Annotated in this window: 16 protein-coding genes; 8 read left to right on the top strand and 8 right to left on the bottom strand. The window is 68.3% G+C overall.

Annotated elements, in window-relative coordinates:
* Positions 1 to 87: 87 nt before the first annotated feature.
* Positions 88 to 837, bottom strand: coding sequence for a Coq4 family protein (locus MF610_RS12120; RefSeq protein ID WP_242196875.1), 750 nt, complete (start codon positions 835 to 837; stop codon positions 88 to 90).
* A gap of 353 nt (positions 838 to 1190) precedes the next feature.
* Positions 1191 to 1427 carry a hypothetical protein gene (locus MF610_RS12115; protein ID WP_242196872.1) on the bottom strand — a complete coding sequence of 79 codons (237 nt, stop codon included), beginning with the start codon at positions 1425 to 1427 and terminating at the stop codon, positions 1191 to 1193.
* Between the two features lie 96 nt (positions 1428 to 1523).
* Between MF610_RS12115 and MF610_RS12110 the strand changes: the two genes are divergently transcribed.
* The 6 genes from MF610_RS12110 to MF610_RS12085 all read left to right on the top strand — a co-directional run bounded on the left by MF610_RS12110 (position 1524) and on the right by MF610_RS12085 (position 8034).
* Positions 1524 to 3341 (top strand): ABCB family ABC transporter ATP-binding protein/permease, encoded by a 1818-nt coding sequence (locus MF610_RS12110; protein ID WP_242196869.1) that lies wholly within the window; start codon positions 1524 to 1526, stop codon positions 3339 to 3341.
* A 64-nt stretch (positions 3342 to 3405) separates the two neighbouring features.
* Positions 3406 to 4338: an alpha/beta fold hydrolase gene (locus MF610_RS12105; protein WP_242196866.1), complete on the top strand. Its 933-nt coding sequence runs from the start codon at positions 3406 to 3408 to the stop codon at positions 4336 to 4338.
* Positions 4311 to 5117 (top strand): class I SAM-dependent methyltransferase, encoded by an 807-nt coding sequence (locus tag MF610_RS12100; protein WP_242196863.1) that lies wholly within the window; start codon positions 4311 to 4313, stop codon positions 5115 to 5117. The genes MF610_RS12105 and MF610_RS12100 overlap by 28 nt, the downstream gene beginning before the upstream one ends.
* A 114-nt stretch (positions 5118 to 5231) precedes the next feature.
* Positions 5232 to 6992, top strand: coding sequence for a DNA helicase RecQ (gene recQ / locus MF610_RS12095; protein ID WP_242196860.1), 1761 nt, complete (start codon positions 5232 to 5234; stop codon positions 6990 to 6992).
* Positions 6993 to 7164: 172 nt separating this feature from the next.
* On the top strand, positions 7165 to 7593 hold the full coding sequence (locus MF610_RS12090) for a protein tyrosine phosphatase family protein (RefSeq protein WP_242196857.1): 429 nt from the start codon (positions 7165 to 7167) through the stop codon (positions 7591 to 7593).
* A gap of 147 nt (positions 7594 to 7740) precedes the next feature.
* Complete coding sequence (locus MF610_RS12085; protein ID WP_242197561.1) at positions 7741 to 8034, top strand: SEL1-like repeat protein; 294 nt, start codon at positions 7741 to 7743, stop codon at positions 8032 to 8034.
* 312 nt (positions 8035 to 8346) lie between these two features.
* Here the strand turns inward: MF610_RS12085 and topA are convergent, their stop codons facing one another.
* The 3 genes from topA to plsY form a co-directional block, all read right to left on the bottom strand.
* On the bottom strand, positions 8347 to 10926 hold the full coding sequence (gene topA / locus MF610_RS12080) for a type I DNA topoisomerase (RefSeq protein WP_242196855.1): 2580 nt from the start codon (positions 10924 to 10926) through the stop codon (positions 8347 to 8349).
* 112 nt (positions 10927 to 11038) lie between these two features.
* On the bottom strand, positions 11039 to 12151 hold the full coding sequence (gene dprA / locus MF610_RS12075) for a DNA-processing protein DprA (RefSeq protein ID WP_242196852.1): 1113 nt from the start codon (positions 12149 to 12151) through the stop codon (positions 11039 to 11041).
* Entirely contained in the window at positions 12144 to 12749 is a 606-nt protein-coding gene (plsY, locus tag MF610_RS12070; RefSeq protein ID WP_242197558.1) for a glycerol-3-phosphate 1-O-acyltransferase PlsY, read from the bottom strand. Before plsY ends, dprA begins: the two co-directional genes overlap by 8 nt.
* A gap of 96 nt (positions 12750 to 12845) precedes the next feature.
* Between plsY and murI the strand changes: the two genes are divergently transcribed.
* Positions 12846 to 13643, top strand: a complete 798-nt coding sequence (gene murI / locus MF610_RS12065; RefSeq protein WP_242196849.1) for a glutamate racemase — start codon at positions 12846 to 12848, stop codon at positions 13641 to 13643.
* Positions 13644 to 13885: 242 nt separating this feature from the next.
* On the top strand, positions 13886 to 15130 hold the full coding sequence (gene hemA, locus MF610_RS12060; protein ID WP_242196844.1) for a 5-aminolevulinate synthase: 1245 nt from the start codon (positions 13886 to 13888) through the stop codon (positions 15128 to 15130).
* A 148-nt stretch (positions 15131 to 15278) separates the two neighbouring features.
* On the opposite strand, the gene MF610_RS12055 is transcribed toward hemA, so the two are convergent.
* The 3 genes from MF610_RS12055 to MF610_RS12045 all read right to left on the bottom strand — a co-directional run bounded on the left by MF610_RS12055 (position 15279) and on the right by MF610_RS12045 (position 17132).
* On the bottom strand, positions 15279 to 16076 hold the full coding sequence (locus tag MF610_RS12055) for a GGDEF domain-containing protein (RefSeq protein ID WP_242196842.1): 798 nt from the start codon (positions 16074 to 16076) through the stop codon (positions 15279 to 15281).
* Positions 16077 to 16195: 119 nt separating this feature from the next.
* Complete coding sequence (locus MF610_RS12050) at positions 16196 to 16672, bottom strand: DUF3429 domain-containing protein (RefSeq protein WP_242196840.1); 477 nt, start codon at positions 16670 to 16672, stop codon at positions 16196 to 16198.
* Complete coding sequence (locus tag MF610_RS12045) at positions 16665 to 17132, bottom strand: hypothetical protein (RefSeq protein ID WP_242196838.1); 468 nt, start codon at positions 17130 to 17132, stop codon at positions 16665 to 16667. The genes MF610_RS12050 and MF610_RS12045 overlap by 8 nt, the downstream gene beginning before the upstream one ends.
* Positions 17133 to 17150: the final 18 nt, after the last annotated feature.

Genomic DNA, 17150 nt, shown 5'->3' with positions numbered 1-17150 from the left:
CGCTATAACCGGGATACCCCAGCCTTCGCCGGGGTAACGTTTTGGTAGAGCGGCACAATCGCTGGCGCCGTCGCCAGCGTCAGCGCGCTAAATCCCCGCCAACCCCTGTTCACGTAACCGCGCCTGCGCCGCGTGATACGCCACCGGCTCGGCAATGTTCAGCCGTCGCCGTGCCGCGTCGAGCGGTTCGGCGAGCAGCGCTTCGTAATCCTCGGCATGCAGCCAGCGGGCGCGACGGCCGTTGCGATAGCCTTCCCACACGGCTCGCGCGAACGCGCGTTCGCCGGTAATGCGCAGCGACTTCACCGCCGCGCCCAGACCGATCGCCGCCCAGCCGAGCCCGCCGGTCTGCGCATAGGAAAAGGCGACGAGGCACGCCTCGCCCAGATGCTCCTCGGCGGTATAGCCGGTCAGGACGTGCCAGATGTCGTGGACGTCGCGCTCGCGCCGCCCGAACCATGCGACCGGATGCACCGCGTCGCGCCAGCCTTCATTGTCGGCGGCGCTGATGTCGGCCAGCCCCTGCGCCGAAAAACCGGTGCGATCGAGGAACGCGCGATACTGCGCACCGACGCTGCCGTCGGGCAGCGCGTCGACCCAGGCGCGATCGGAAAAGCGCTCGGCCAGTTCGACATGCTCGTACGCGATGCGCCCGCCGCCGGGCTCGCCCAGCAGCCGGGCATAGTTGCGGTGGCTGGTATCCGCGTTCAGCGCACGCATGATGCGGAACACTTGCACCGTGTCGTTGCCATCGGCCAGCAACCGCTTGAGCGCCGCCCAAGCCGCGCCCCAGTCGCGCCGAAGCGGTTGTACCGTGTCGATCCCCTCCGTCGCCATATTCGACTCCACTACTTACAATGATGTAAGTAATTGGATGTCGTTAGGTCGTCAAGCCGTGATGGCCGTTGGAAATCGAGCGACACAGGGCCTGAGCCGACATTCAGCGATGCGCACGCGTATCCGTCATTCCCGCGAAGGCGGGAATCCATAGACGCTACCGTTTCAGCTAAATGCGTGACGCTGGGGTATATGGACTCCCGCCTTCGCGGGAGTGACCGCAGTGGATAAAGCAATTGCCCGCGACCAGCGAACCGAACACCGACAGCCCAGTCAGCTAGGACGGCGTTGCCTCAATACGCCGCACGACCGCGGCGGACCGCAGTGATGCGTACGTACCCACCATGCCCCGCTCACCCCTGCCGCGGCTTGCCCCGCTTCGCATTGTCGACGACGAACTGCCCGCCGCGTTCGCAAGCGGCGCTGATCACCGGATAAGACAGGTCGGTGTTGCTGGCGAGCATCGCGGGCATCGCCGCCTGACATTCGGCGACCGATTGATAGCTGGCGGGGGCGACGCGTTCGCGCGTGCAGGCGGCGCCATCGTCGCCGCATCCGAGGATCGCCATGACATAGACCAGAGGTGCCATTCGCCGTCTCCTTGCCAAGGTTTCAATCCGCCGCGACGCCGGATGTTCCGACGAAACGTTGCAGCCGCGCGCCCGCTTCCCCAAATGGCGCTTGCAATGCCGCCAGAAACCCATTCCGCCTCCGGTCCGACCCGACCGATGCTGGCAACGCTCCGCCGTTTCCTCCCCTATCTGTGGCCCGTCGGTGCCATGGGGCTGAAGGTGCGAATCGTCGCCGCGCTGCTGCTCGTCGTCGCGTCGAAGCTGGTGCAGGTGTACGGCGCGCCGTTCGCGCTGCAGGGCGCGATCGACACGATGGCATCGGGATCGCGCGACGCGCTGTGGCTGGTCGTCGCGCTGGTCGCGGGTTATGCCGTGGCGCGCTTTGCCGGCACGTTGTTCGACAATCTGCGCAACGTCGTGTTCGAACGCGTCGGACAGGATGCTACGCGGCGGCTGGCCGCGTCGGTGTTCCGCCACCTCCACGCGCTGTCGTTGCGCTTCCACCTCGAACGGCGCACCGGCGCGGTGACGAAGGTGGTCGAGCGCGGCACCAAGAGCATCGACACGATGCTGTATTTCCTGTTGTTCAACATCGCACCGACGATCCTCGAACTGGGGCTGGTGCTGTCGATCTTCGGCACGCGCTTCGGTGCATGGCTGGTCGGCGGTACGGTGGCGATGGTGGTCTTCTACATCGGCTTCACCCGCTGGGTCACCGACTGGCGCTCGTCCTTGCGCGAACGGATGAACGACCTCGATACCGGTGCGGTCGCGCATGCGGTGGATTCGCTGCTGAATTTCGAGACGGTCAAATATTTCGGTGCCGAGGAGCGCGAGGCCGCGCGCTACGACCGCGCCGTCGCCAGCTACGCCGATGCGGCGGTGAAGTCGGAAAACTCGCTGGCGCTGCTCAATATCGGGCAGGCGCTGATCACCGCGCTGATGCTGGGCGGCGGCATGGCGCTGATCGTGTTCGGGTGGAGCAGCGGGCGCTTCACCCCCGGCGACGTCGTGCTGGTGTCGACGCTGCTGACGCAGCTGTTCCGCCCGCTCGACCTGCTCGGCATGGTGTATCGCACCGTGCGGCAGGGGGTGGTCGACATGGCTGCGATGTTCGACCTGATCGATACGCCGGCCGACGTCGTCGACGTTCCCGGCGCCACCACGCTCGCGGTCGGGCGGGGCCATGTCCGGTTCGAGGGCGTAGGCTTCGGCTATGGCGACGGGCGGACGATCCTGGGCGGCATCGACCTCGACATTCCGCCGGGTACGACGCTGGCGGTGGTCGGACCGTCGGGCGCGGGCAAGTCGACACTCGCACGGCTGCTGTTCCGCTTCTACGATCCGACCGCGGGACGGATCACCATCGACGGACAGGATATCGCGCAGGTGACGCAGGCCTCGCTGCGGTCGGCGATCGGGATCGTGCCGCAGGATACGGTGCTGTTCAACGACACCATCGGCTACAACATCGCCTATGGCCGGGCCGGCGCCACGACCGACGATATCGCGCGCGCCGCGCAGGGGGCGTCGATCGCGCCATTCATCGCCAGCCTGCCGCAAGGGTTCGACACCCGCGTCGGCGAACGTGGGCTGAAGCTGTCGGGCGGGGAGAAGCAGCGCGTGGCGATCGCGCGCACCCTGCTCAAGAACCCGCCGGTGCTGATCCTCGACGAGGCGACGAGCGCGCTCGACAGCCGGACCGAGGCCGATATCCTGAGCACGCTGGAAGCGATCGAGCGCGGGCGGACCACCATCGTCATCGCCCACCGCCTGTCGACCGTGGTCCATGCCGACCGCATCGTCGTGCTGGAGGGTGGCCGCGTCGCCGAAAGCGGATCGCACGCCGACCTGCTGCGCGCAGGCGGCACCTATGCCGAGATGTGGGCACGCCAGGCCGCCGAGCGCGAGGCGGCGCTGGAGGACGCCTGAAGCGTATCCTTGTGGACACTCCGCCAGCCCCATGCGTATCCCCGGCAACGCGGGAGGACGACGCATGAAGGACGGGTTCAAGAAGGTAGCGACTACGACGGCGCTGATCGGCGGAGGCCTCGCACTATGGACCGCGCTGGCGGCGAGTGCGGCGGAGGCGCTGGTCCCGGCCGATGGCGCGTTCGTCGACGTGCCCGGCGGGCGGCTGCACTATGTCGATACCGGCGGCGACGGTCCGGCAATCGTATTGCTCCACGGCATTTATGGCCAGCTGCGCAACTTTTCCTACGCGCTCACCGCCGAACTGACCGATCATCGCCTGATCCTCGTCGACCGGCCCGGCTGGGGCCATTCCATCGTCGAGGGCGAGCATCCAACGCTCGAAACGCAGGCACGAATGGTCGCCGACCTGATCGACGCGCTGGGGCTCCACCGGCCGCTGCTGGTCGGTCATTCGATGGGCGGCGCGGTGGCGCTGACGATGGCGGTCAACCAGCCCGCCAAGATCCGTGGGCTCGCGCTGATCGCGCCGCTGACGCAGCAGGTCGACCGGATGCCGCCGGTGTTCCGCGGCAAGGTGCCGCCCGCCCCGGTCCGCGGCCTCGCCGCATGGACGGTCGGCGTGCCCTTCACGACGCTGACCGGCGCGGCGGTATCGAAACAGGTCTTCGCCCCCGATCCGGTGCCGCTGGACTTCGGCACGCGCGGCGGCGGGCTGACCGCGCTGCGCCCATCGAGCTTCGAGGCCGGGGCGTTCGAGCTGGAGGACGCCAACCGTGCGCTGTCGACGATCGTACCGCGCTATGGCGCGATCGCCGTGCCGGTCGCGATCCTCTATGGCCGCGACGACCAGCTGCTCGATCCTGCGGCGCAAGGCGATGTGACTGCGGGTCAGATTCCCGGTGCCACGCTGACGAAGATCGGCGGCGGCCACATGATCCCGGTCACGCATGCGGGCGAGACGGCGGCATGGCTGCGCGGGGTGGCCGCGGCGTGAGGATCGCGGCGCTGCTCGCGGCCGTCCTGCTCGCCGGGTGCAGCGCGTACGGCGACGGGATGGGCGATATCCTGCGCGGACAAGGCATCGCCGCGCGCGAGCCGAATTACGACGTGCCTTACGTCCCAACCCCCGAACCGGTGGTCGACGCGATGCTGGATATGGCGCAGGTCGGTCCGGCCGATACGGTCATCGACCTCGGGTCGGGCGACGGGCGCATCACCATCGCCGCCGCGCGAAAGGGCGCCGCTGCCAGCGGGGTGGAGATCGACGCGACGCTGGTCGACCGTGCGCGCCGCAACGCCGCGCTGTACGCCCTGCAGGACCGCGCTCACTTCTCCAACGCCAACCTGTTCGACGTGCCGCTGCGTCAAGCCAGCGTCGTCACGATGTACCTGCTGCCGCGCATCAACATGGCGCTGCGGCCGCGCCTGCTGACCGAACTGAAGCCCGGCACGCGGATCGTCACCCATGCCTTCGACCTCGGCGACTGGCGCGCCGACGGCGAACGGCTAGTCGGCGACCGCCGCGTCTATCTGTGGATCGTACCGGCGGTCGCCGGCGGCAGCTGGCATGCGACGCTGCCCGATGGGCGCGAGGTGGCGCTGACTTTCGACCAGCGGTTTCAGGACGTGACCGGAATGTTGGGCACTGTGCCGCTGACCGGTAGCCTGCGCGGGGTGGCGCTACGCTTTACCGCAGGCGGTCGCGAGTATCGCGGGACGGTCGGCGAGGCGGCGATCGTCGGAGAAGGCTGGCGCGCGGTGCGGGTGGAGTAGGCCATTCCGGTCGTCACCCCAGCGTAAGCCGGGGTCTCTGGCGGCTCCTTTCCCCAATCGATAAGCCCGCCCCACCCCTCGACGCCCCCGCCCCGCATCCCTAGGTGAAGCCCGATGGCGCTCGATCCGATCCCCGTACTGCAATCGACCTTCGGCTTTCCCGACTTTCGCGGCGTCCAGCGGCAGGTGGTCGACCGGGTGCTGGCCAGACAGCGCACGCTGGCGGTGATGCCGACCGGCGCGGGCAAGTCGCTGACCTACCAGCTGCCCGCGCAGATGCTGCCGGGCACCTGCGTCGTCGTCTCCCCGCTGATCGCGCTGATGCACGACCAGCTGCGCGCCGCCACCGCCGTCGGCATCCGTGCCGCGACGCTGACCAGCGCCGACGACAACCGGGCGGAAACGCGCGGCCGGTTCCTCGATGGCGAACTCGACCTGCTCTACGTCGCGCCCGAACGCGCCTCGGGCAGCGATTTCCGCGACCTGCTCTCGCGCGGCAACCTGTCGCTGTTCGCGATCGACGAGGCGCACTGCGTCAGCGAATGGGGCCACGACTTCCGCCCCGACTATCGCCTGCTGCGCCCGCTGTTCGACCAGTTTCCCGACGTTCCGCGCCTGGCACTGACGGCAACGGCGGACGCGCATACCCGCGCCGACATCCTCGAACAGCTCGGCATCCCGCACGACGGGCTGATCGTCGCCGGCTTCGACCGGCCCAACATCCGCTACCACATCACCCCCCGCGATCAGGGTACGCGCCAGATCGCCGACATCATCGCCGCCACCCCCGGCCCCGGCATCGTCTATGTCCAGTCGCGCGCCGGCACCGAACGGCTGGCCGAGGCGCTCGGCAAGACCGGCCGCCCGGTGCGCGTCTATCACGCCGGGCTCGACCCCGCCGTCCGCCAGCGCAACCAGCACGACTTCGTCGCATCCGAAGACATGGTGATGGTCGCGACGATCGCGTTCGGGATGGGGATCGACAAGCCCGACGTCCGCTTCGTTGCCCATGCCGGGCTGCCGAAGTCGATCGAGGCCTATTATCAGGAGACCGGCCGCGCCGGGCGCGACGGCGATCCGGCAGTCGCGCACCTGTTCTGGGGCGCCGACGACTTCGCCCGCGCGCGCCAGCGGATCGGCGAGGTCGAGCCGAACCGGCAGGCGGGCGAGCGGCAGCGGCTGAACGCACTGGGCGCGCTGGTCGAGACCGCCGGGTGCCGCCGCGCGATCCTGCTGAAGCATTTCGGCGAGTCGCCGCCCGAATTTTGCGGGAATTGCGACAATTGCCTGACCCCGCCCAACGCAGTCGACGCGACGCAGGTGGCGCAGAAATATCTGTCCGCGGTATTCCGCACCGGCATGATGTTCGGCGCGACCTATATCGAACAGGTGCTGACCGGCCAGTCGACCGAGCGCAGCATGACCAACGGCCACGAAAAGCTGTCGGTGTGGAACATCGTCGAGGGGGACGAGGTGGCGCTGCTGAAACCCGTCGGTCGCGCGCTGCAACTGCGCGATGCGCTGCGCGCCAACGACCATGGCGGGCTGGAATTCGGACCCGCAGCGCGCGGGTTGCTGAAAGGCGGCGACACGCTGTCGTTGATCGTGCCGCCCAAGCGCGAGCGGCGGCGCCGGGGCGATGCGACGCCCAACCCGACCGGCGATCCGCTGTTCGAGGCATTGCGCGCCAAACGCCGTGAACTGGCGCAGGAGGCGGCCGTGCCGCCGTACGTCATCTTCCATGATTCGGTGCTGCGCGAGATGGCGGCGGACAAGCCGCAGACGATCGGCGGCATGCGGCGGATCACCGGCGTCGGCGAGAAGAAGTTGCAGGCGTACGGCGACGCGTTCCTGAGCGTGATCCAGCAACACTAAATCCTCCCCATCTGCGATGGGGAGGGGGACCGCTCGCGCAGCGAGGGGTGGAGGGGCGATGCCGCACACGTAACCCTCGTGGCTTCGCCCCTCCACCAGCCTGCGGCTGGTCCCCCTCCCCACCCTGTGGGGAGGATTTGCTTGCGGCGAACGGGATCGCTATCCTCCCACCATGCAAATCCGCCGTATCGACGACCGCATCTCGGTCAGCCCGCAGATCACCGCCGACGACGTCGCGACGCTGAAGGCACAGGGCTTCACCACCATCGTCAACAACCGGCCCGAGGGCGAAGAAGCCGGCCAGCCGACCGGCGACGCGATCGCCGATGCGGCGACGGCGGCGGGCATGGCCTATCATGCTATTCCGATCACCCATGCCGGGTTCAGCCATCCGCAGCTCGATGCGATGGCGGGCGTGCTGGCCGACAGCAGCGGCCCGATCCTCGCCTATTGCCGCTCGGGCACGCGCTCGTGCAATTTGTGGGCGCTGGCCAGTGCCAAGACCGGCGGCGATCCGGACACGCTGGTCGCGGCGGGCGGCGCGGCAGGCTACGACCTGTCGGGTATCCGCCCGACGCTGGATGCGCTCTCGCAAGGGTAGCGGCCGGCACGGCGGAGCCCCCGGCACGTCCCGCCCGACCTTAAGTTCAGCGTGCGTTAACGTACCGAACCGGTGCGGTTATTCGCGTTAACCAAATCGCAACCCCCAGCCGGCAATTTCGTGCCTGTACCAATGGGGGTTCAGAACATGGGCATTAGTCAGAAAGGCGCCCTCTTCCTCGCGGAAAGCCGAGTGGAAGATGCAAGCGCCAACAACAGCACGGCGTGGTTCGAACTGGGCATTTGCTATTCCAGCGGGACCGGCGGCGCGGTCATCGACCTCGTCGAAGCGCACAAGTGGTTCAACCTTGCGGCGATGACGGGGTCGGAACAGGCGCAGGAATGGCGCGCCGAAATCGCGTGCGACATGACGCCGCGCCAGATCGCCGACGCGCAGAAAGCCGCGCGGGCGTTCCTGCAATCGGGAGCACGGGCGAACTGACGGCGTTCGCGGACGGGTCCGGCCGCACGATGGTTCGCGCCATCGCAAGGTCGGGGGCAGACAACCCGTTAGCGACAAATGTTAGCCGACCGATACGCTTTCGTCACTCCGGACTTGATCCCGGGTGATGGCCGTGACGGGGGCTTCGCTCGCAAAAAAGGTCGTGGCTTGCCCAGCCTGCCTGCGCGACCTCACCCTCCATCCGTCATTCCCGCGCAGGCGGGAATCCATACACGCTGACGGTTCGGCATGATCCGCCACGCCAGTGTATATGGACTCCCGCCTTCGCGGGAGTGACGAAGAAGGTCGCCGCTACGCCTTCGCCGCCGGCTTCTTGGCAGCCGCCTTCTTGGCCGGCGCCTTCTTCACCGCGCCGTCCTTCGCCGCCGCCTTTTTCGGCGCGGCCTTCTTCGCCGCCGGCTTCTTCTTGCCCTTGGCCGGGGCCGCCGCCGCGCGGTCGTCGATCAGCTGCGCGGCTTCCTCCAGCGTCAGCGCGTTCGGTTCGACCGACTTCGGAATCGTCGCGTTGGTCGTGCCGTCGGTGACGTAGGGGCCATAGCGCCCTTCCATCAGCTTGATTTCCAGCTCGGTCCGCGGATGCGCGCCCAGCACCTTGAGCGGTTCCTTCGCCGCCCCCCGCGCGGTACGTCCGCCGCCCGCCGCCGCTTCGGCCAGCTTCACCACCGCCGCGTTCATGCCGGTTTCGAACACGTCCGCCGTCGACTGCAACCGCGCATATTTGCCGGCGTGCTTGAGGTACGGGCCATAGCGCCCGATCGCCGCTTCGATCGGCTCGCCCGTCTCCGGATGGTTGCCGATGGTGCGCGGCAGGCTCAGCAGCTTGAGCGCCCAATCGAGGTTCAGCTCGCCGATATCCTTGGGGATCGACGCGCGCTTGGCCTCCTTGCCCTCGCCCAGCTGGATGTACGGCCCGAAGCGTCCCGACTTGCGCTCGACCTCCAGCCCCGTCGCCGGATCCTTGCCCAGTCCTTCGGGACCGGCATCGCCGCCGTCCTCGCCGCCCGGCTGCGCGAAGCGGCGGGTGTATTTGCACTCGGGATAGTTGGAGCAGGCGATGAACGCGCCGAATTTTCCGCCGCGCAGCGCGAGGCGCCCCTCGCCGCAATTCGGGCACAGCCGCGGATCGGTGCCATCGGCCTTTTCGGGGAACAGGTACGATCCGAGAAACTGGTCCAGTTCGGCGGTAATCGCGCTCGGCTGCTGTTCCATCACCTCCGACGTGCGCGGCTTGAAGTCGCGCCAGAACGCCTCGAGCACCGCCTGCCATTCGGCACGGCCGCCCGACACGTCGTCAAGCTCCTCCTCCAGCTCGGCGGTGAAGTCGTAGCCGACATATTTCTCGAAGAAGCGTTCGAGGAACGCGGTCAGCAACCGCCCGGTTTCCTCGGCGAAGAACCGGTTCTTCTCGACCCGGACATAGCCGCGGTCCTTCAACACCTGAATGATCGAGGCATAGGTCGACGGACGCCCGATCCCCAGTTCCTCCAGCCGCTTGACCAGCGACGCTTCCGAAAAGCGTGGCGGCGGCTGGGTGAAATGCTGTTCGGCGACGACGTCCTTCTTGGCCGGGCTGTCGCCCGAGCGCAGCAGAGGCAGGCGGCGCGAATCCTCGTCCGCCGCATCGTCGCGCCCTTCCTCGTACAGCGCGAGATAGCCGGGGAAGAGCACGACCTGTCCGGTGGCACGCAGGCCGGTCTGGCCGGTCTGATCCTCCAGCTCGACGGCGGTCCGCTCCATCCGCGCCGACGCCATCTGGCTTGCCAGCGCCCGCTTCCAGATCAGGTCGTACAGCCGGCCGTGATCGCCGCTGCCGGCGCGATCTTTCGAAAAATCGGTCGGGCGGATCGCCTCGTGCGCTTCCTGCGCATTCTTGGCCTTGGTCTGATACTGGCGGGGCTTGTCCGGCACGTAGCTGCCGTCATAGCGGTTGGCGATCGCGCCGCGCGCGGCATCGATCGCCGATCCGTCCATCTGCACACCGTCGGTCCGCATGTACGTGATCGCGCCGTCCTCATACAGCGACTGCGCGATCCGCATCGTGTGGCTGGCCGAAAAGCCCAGCTTGCGCGCGGCTTCCTGTTGCAGCGTCGAGGTGGTGAAGGGCGGCGGCGGGTTGCGCGTCGCGGGTTTCGTCTCGACGTTGATGACGGTGAAGCGGCCATCGACCACTGCCGCCTTCGCAACCTCCGCCGATCCGGCATCGCCCAGCGACAGCTTGTCGAGTTTCTTGCCCTTCAGCTTGACGAGGCGCGCGTCGAACGGCGTGCCATCGGCCTCCATCTTGGCGACGACCGACCAATATTCCTGCGCGACGAACGTCTCGATTTCACGCTCGCGCTCGACCAGCAGGCGCAGCGCCACCGACTGCACCCGCCCGGCCGACTTGGCGCCGGGGAGCTTGCGCCACAGCACCGGCGACAGGGTGAAGCCGACCAGATAGTCGAGCGCGCGCCGCGCACGATACGCATCGATCAGGTCAGTATCCAGCTCGCGCGGAGCCTTCATCGCCGCGAGGATCGCCGGCTTGGTGATCGCGTTGAACGTGACCCGCTCGACTTCCTTGGGCAGCGCGCGGCGTTTCTTCAGTACCTCCTGCACATGCCAGCTGATCGCCTCCCCCTCACGGTCAGGGTCGGTGGCGAGGATCAGGCGGTCGGCGGTCTTGGCGAGGTCGGTGATCGCCTTCAGCTGCTTCGTCTTGTCGGCGTACGTCTCCCAATCCATCGCGAAGCCGTCGTCGGGGTTCACCGACCCGTCCTTGGGCGGCAGGTCGCGGACATGGCCGTAGGAAGCGAGGACGCGGTAATCCGACCCCAGATATTTTTCGATGGTCTTCGCCTTGGCGGGCGATTCGACGATGACGAGCTGCATGATGTGGCGGTCGGTCCTTGTGCGTACGCGTACGAGAGTGGGGAGCGCCGGGGGGTGGCGTCAAGTCGGGTTGGGCTGGTGAAGCAGCGGCGTTCCGCTTTGATGGCGAATGCTACCCCAGACTGACTCGTCCCCCGGCGTGTCGCTCCAGCCGCCCGGCCAGTTCCAGTTCCAGCAGCACCGTCTGCACGACGGTCGTCGGGCACCCCGATTGCCGCACCAGTTCGTCGACCGCAACGGGCACCGGTCCCAGCAGCCCGACGATCCGCGCCCGCTCCGCCTCGCTCGCATCCTGCGCCGCCGGTTCGGGGCGGTAGGGTGCCCCCGGCGAGCGCACTGCCCGCGCGTCGATCGGGCGCAGCATTTCCGCCACGTCGGCGGCATTCTGCACCAGCGTCGCGCCGTCGCGGATCAGCGCATTGCACCCTTGCGCGCGCGGATCGAGCGGCGATCCGGGCACCGCCATCACCTCACGCCCCGCCTCTCCCGCCAGCCGTGCCGTGATCAGCGATCCCGATCGCGGTGCGGCCTCGACCACCACCGTCCCCAGCGCCAGTCCGGCGATGATCCGGTTGCGCGACGGGAAATGACGGGCGAGGGGCTGCGTGCCCGGCGGCTGTTCGGCGACCAGCAGTCCGCGGGTCGCGACATCCTCCTGCAACGCGGCATTTTCGGGCGGGAACACCACGTCGATGCCGCTGGCGATGACCCCGATCGTGGCATGGCCGATCGCGCCGTGATGCACCGCCGTGTCGATCCCTCGCGCCAGCCCCGACACGACGGTATAGCCCGCCGCGCCCAGTTCCTCCGCCAGCCCGCGCGCGAACCGGCATGCCGCCGCCGATGCGTTGCGCGCGCCGACCATCGCCACCGCCGGCCGGGCCAGCAGCGACAACTCGCCCCGCACGATCAGCGCAGGCGGCGCGCTGTCGATCTCCGCCAGCAACGCGGGGTAGTCGGGGTCGCCCAGCAGCAGATAGCGCCCGCCCAAGCCGCGGACGGTGGCGATCTCGCGCCGCACGACGGCGTCGTCGGCCAGCACCGGTGCCCGCCCGCCACCCCTTGCGGCGAGCATCGGCAGCGCCTCGATCGCCGCCACCGCATCGCCATAGCGTTCGATCAGCGCGCGAAACGTCACCGGCCCGATATTCGCCGACCGGATCAGCCGCAGCGCCGCGAACCGCGCGGCGTTTTGGTCGGCGGCACCCGAAGCGCCATCACGCACGCTTGCGACCGATCCTCGGTTCGGTACCGGCCACCAGCCGCTCGATATTCTCGCGGTGCTTCCACAGCACGATCAGGGCGAGGCCAAGGAACAGGATCACCAGGTCGAACCGCCCGACCGCCGCTGCCGCGATCGGCGCGGCGACCGCCGCCGCCATGCCCGCGACCGACGAGATGCGCAGCACCGCCAGCAGCCCCAGCCACACGATCGCATAGACGAGCCCCGCCAGCGGGCTGAGCGCCACGACCACGCCCATCATCGTCGCCACGCCCTTGCCCCCGCGGAAGCGTAGCCACAGCGGATAGCAATGGCCGACAAACGCCGCCGCGCCCGCGATCAGCTCCTCGCCGGGGAACAGGTGTTCGACCAGCAGCACCGCCGCTGCGCCCTTCAAAAGGTCGAGCAGCAGCGTCGCCGCCGCCAGCCCTTTCCGCCCGGTACGCAGCACGTTGGTCGCGCCGATATTGCCCGACCCGATCGTGCGCAGGTCGCCGGCCCCGGCGATCCGCGTGAGCAATATGCCCCACGGGATCGACCCCAGCAGATAACCGATCAGCAGCGCCGCCGCCGGCTGTACCCAGAGAATTTCGCTCGGCAGGATAGCCCCCGTTAAACTTGCCGTCTGTGGGGCACAGGGTAAGGGGTTCGGCGACGGCTTGCAACGCGGTGGGCGGCGAGCAGGGAGTAAGCGATCATGGCCGAACCGACGCAGCCGATCCTGTTCTTCGATTCGGGCGTCGGCGGGCTGTCGGTCGTGACACCGACCGCCAGGCTGCTGCCGACCGCGCCGATCGTCTATGCCGCCGATTCGGCCGGCTTCCCCTATGGTACCAAGACCGAGGCCGAGATCGCGGCGCGGGTGCCGGCGCTGCTCGGGCGGCTGGTCGAGCGCTATCGCCCCCGGCTGGTGGTGATCGCCTGCAACACCGCCTCCACCATCGCGCTGCCGGTCGTCCGCGCCGCCCTCGACGTGCCCGTGGTCGGCACCGTGCCCGCGATCAAGGTCGCGGCGGAGGCGAGCAGGACGCGCGTGATCGGCGTGCTCGGGACCGAAGCGACGGTGCGCCAGCCCTATGTCGACGACCTCGCGGCACGCTTCGCCGCCGACTGCACCGTGCTGCGCCATGGGTCGGCGGCGCTGGTCGAACTGGCCGAAGCCGCACTGGCCGGCACCCCGCCTTCCCGCGATGCGATCGCCGCCGAACTGGCCGGGCTGTTCGGCCAGCCGGGGGGCGGGCGAATCGACGTGATCGTCAACGCCTGCACCCATTTCCCGCTGCTGGAGAAGCGGATGCGCGAAGTCGCGCCGCATGTCGCGTTCGTCGACGGCGGCCCCGGCATCGCGCGACGAATCGTGACGTTGACGGTGGGACAGGCGTTTCCGGCGACTCCGGTTCCCGGCCGGCTGGTCTTCACCCGGCTGGGCGAGCGAGAACGGCGAATCGCGGCGGGGCTGGCGTCGCAGGGGTTCGGGACGGTCGAGGCGTTGTAGGGCACGCACGCCTAGAGGCCCACACGTCATTCCAGCGAAGGCTGGGATCTCCCGGTAATGGAGCGCGCCTCGCCGCAGGAAGGCCCCAGCCTTCGCCGGAGCGACGACGAGCCGCTGGCGCGCAACCACGACAGCCTGTGCCCCGTCCCTGCCCCCTGGGACAAAATGCCCACCCCCACCGATCACCGTAACCGCTTTTATCCGCTGGAAACGTGCGCGCCCAGCAGGTACACCCGCGCCCCATGAGCATCGACGCAGTTCCGGCCCGCTCGGTCGATTACAACCGTGTCTTCGCACAGGCGATCGACCGCCTGCACGAGGAAGGGCGCTACCGCGTCTTCATCGACATCCTGCGCAACAAGGGGCAATTCCCCAATGCGCGCTGCTTCGCCGGGCATAACGGGCCGAAGCCGATCACCGTGTGGTGTTCGAACGATTACCTTGCGATGGGGCAGCACCCGTCGGTGATCGCGGCGATGGAGGAAGCGCTCCACGACGTCGGCGCCGGATCGGGCGGCACGCGCAACATCGGCGGCAACACCCATTATCACATCGACCTCGAGAACGAACTGGCCGACCTGCACGACAAGGAAGCGGCGCTGCTGTTCACGTCGGGCTATGTCTCGAACGAGGCAACGCTGTCGACGCTGGCGCGCATCCTGCCCGGCTGCATCATCTTTTCCGACGAGTTGAACCACGCGTCGATGATCGCGGGCATCCGCCATTCGGGCTGCGAAAAGCGGGTGTTCCGCCACAACGACCTTGCGCACCTCGAGGAACTGCTGGCCGCCGAAGACCCTGCGGTCCCCAAGCTGATCGCGTTCGAAAGCGTCTATTCGATGGACGGCGACGTCGCCCCGATCCACGCGATCTGCGACCTTGCCGACCGCTACAACGCGCTGACCTATCTCGACGAAGTCCACGCGGTCGGCATGTACGGCGCGCGCGGCGGCGGCATTTCGGAACGCGACGATGCGGCCTCGCGGCTGACCATCGTCGAGGGCACGCTGGGCAAGGCGTTCGGCGTGATGGGCGGTTACATCGCCGCCGACCGCACCGTCATCGACGTTATCCGCTCCTACGCGCCGGGCTTCATCTTCACGACCTCGCTGTCGCCGGTGCTGGTCGCAGGGGCGCTGGCGAGCGTCCGCCACCTGAAGGCCTCGCCGGTCGAGCGCGCGGGGCAACAGGCCGCCGCCGCGACGCTCAAGGCACTGTTCGCCGATGCCGGGCTGCCGGTGATGGACACGACCACGCACATCGTGCCGCTGATGGTCGGCGATCCGGTGAAGGCCAAGCGGATCAGCGACATCCTGCTGCGCGAATATGGCGTGTACGTTCAGCCGATCAATTACCCGACGGTACCGCGCGGCACCGAACGGCTGCGTTTCACGCCGGGTCCGGCGCATGACGAAGGGATGATGCGCGAACTGACCGCGGCGCTGGTCGAAATCTGGGGCCGGCTGGAGTTGCGGAAGGCAGCGTAATCCAAAATCCTCCCCGCTCGCGGGGAGGGGGACCGTCGCCGAAGGCGATGGTGGAGGGGGAGTGCGGCGCAACGCAACTGTTCCGTATGCGGACAGCCCCCTCCACCATCCTGCGGATGGTCCCCCTCCCCGTTTCGGGGAGGATATCCTACACCTCCACCCTGTTCCCGCCCGCGGCCAGCGCGGTTTCGATCTTCGCCCGCGCCTCGCGCAGGATTACTTCGAAATTGCCGACATGATCGGGCACGATCGCCGCCGACGCCGTTACCCGCCCGATCGACTCGCCCGACCCGCGCAAGCGGAAATTACGCTCGGCCAGCAACTGCAGCACTTCCTCGGCGGCCACGCGAACGGCGGTGATCGTCTGCCCGGGGATCACCACGATGAACTCGTTCCCGCCCCACCGGATCGCCTCCTGTTCGGGAAAGGTCTGTTGCAGCTTGGTGGCGAAGGCGTTGAGGATATTGTCGCCGACCGTATGGCCGAATTCGCGGTTGATCCCGACCAGCCGGTCGATCCCGAACATCAGCACGACGAAGCGCCGGTCCTGCTGCCCGATCTGATCGAGGATGCGCCGCGCGCCGGTCTGGTTCAGCGCATTGGTCAGCTTGTCATGGTCGGCATCGCCGCCCTGCAACAGCGCGCGCAACGTCGCCACCTGATCGCGCAGCAGTGCCACGTCGCGCTCGGTCGCGGCAATCCGCATCGCCAGCGCCTGGCGGTCGGTCGGGTCCGACGTGCCGCGCAGCGTCGCATGAAGCTGCATCGCCTGTTCGGGACGCAACCCGCCGTCTTCGGCCACCGCCAGCGCGATCGCCTGCGACAACGCCGGATCGGCGTCGGACAGATGGACCAGCGCCAGGTCGTACAGCGCGGGGCTGGGTTCGAGGTCGTGGCGTTCGAGAAACGCCAGCGCGGCATGGGCTTGGTCGAACCGGATCGGCATGGTGGCACGCTAATCCGCGAAATCGCGGCTTTCAATCGCGCCGACCCCCCGAACGGCTCAGGAAATGGGTTAATTCCGACGCAGTCCGTTACCGCACAGAACAAGGCAGAACCCGGCGGTCAGCGCTGCGCCAGCAAACCGGCAAGCAGCGTCAACGCCGCCAACCCGACCGACAACGGCACGCGCAGCTTCATCCACCATGGCGGCGCATGGCCCGCACGCACCAGCGCCATGTCGACCAGCAGCGATCCGAGCAGCCCGGCCGCGACGATCGCCGCCGCCGACACCACCGACGCGAACAATACCGCCCCCGCCGTCAGTGCCACCAGCGTCGGCACCACCGCCACCGCCAGCCACAGCGTCATCGCCGCGCCGGTCACGCGCGCCGCCGCCATGCCCCACCACATCCCGCCCAGAAAGCTCAGGATCAGCGCGGCATAGAATAGCGACAGCGCCAACATCATGCCGCCCTTCGCCGGATCGATCACCCGGATGGCGATACCGACCATCGGCGGCAACAACCCGGCATAGCCCAGCAGCAGCGCCGCCACCGGCGGTCGCACCGCTGCGACCGGCGGCGTAATCGGATCAGTCACGGCAATAGCCTTCGCTGGGCTTGACCGTCAGGCAGTCCTTCTTGCCGGCCAGCCATTTTAGGCCGGTGGCGTCGCCGTCGCTCGGCCGCAGCAACAGCGTCTCGCCATTACGCTGGAACCGGATGCCCTCGGGCGTGATCGTGCCGGTATATTGTCCCTTGTTGTCGAGGTCGTATTGCATGTCGAGCTTCACCTCGCCCTGTGCGGGGTCGCTGACGTTCAGGACCATGCCCTCAACGCCGATCCAGCGGCCCAGGTAATGGTTCGCGCCCAGCGTCGCGGTCGCGGTCGCGCTGGGGGTGGGCGTCGGCGTGGGAGTCGGCGACGGCACGCGCGGCGCGGGCAGCGGCGTGGCGGCACTGTTCTCGATATCGGCCTGCGTGGCGGCCCCTTCGCTGCGTCGCTCGTTGGCGCCGCACGCGCTCAGTATCAGAGCCGCTACGATGATCGATCCACGCATCCGTCCATCCTTTCCTGA

Source organism: Sphingomonas hankookensis, assembly GCF_022664465.1.
In the GTDB taxonomy this organism is placed as follows: Bacteria; Pseudomonadota; Alphaproteobacteria; order Sphingomonadales; family Sphingomonadaceae; genus Sphingomonas; species Sphingomonas hankookensis.
The sequence above is the reverse complement of the archived record's forward strand: the minus strand, read 5'-3'. Positions and strand labels throughout refer to the sequence as shown.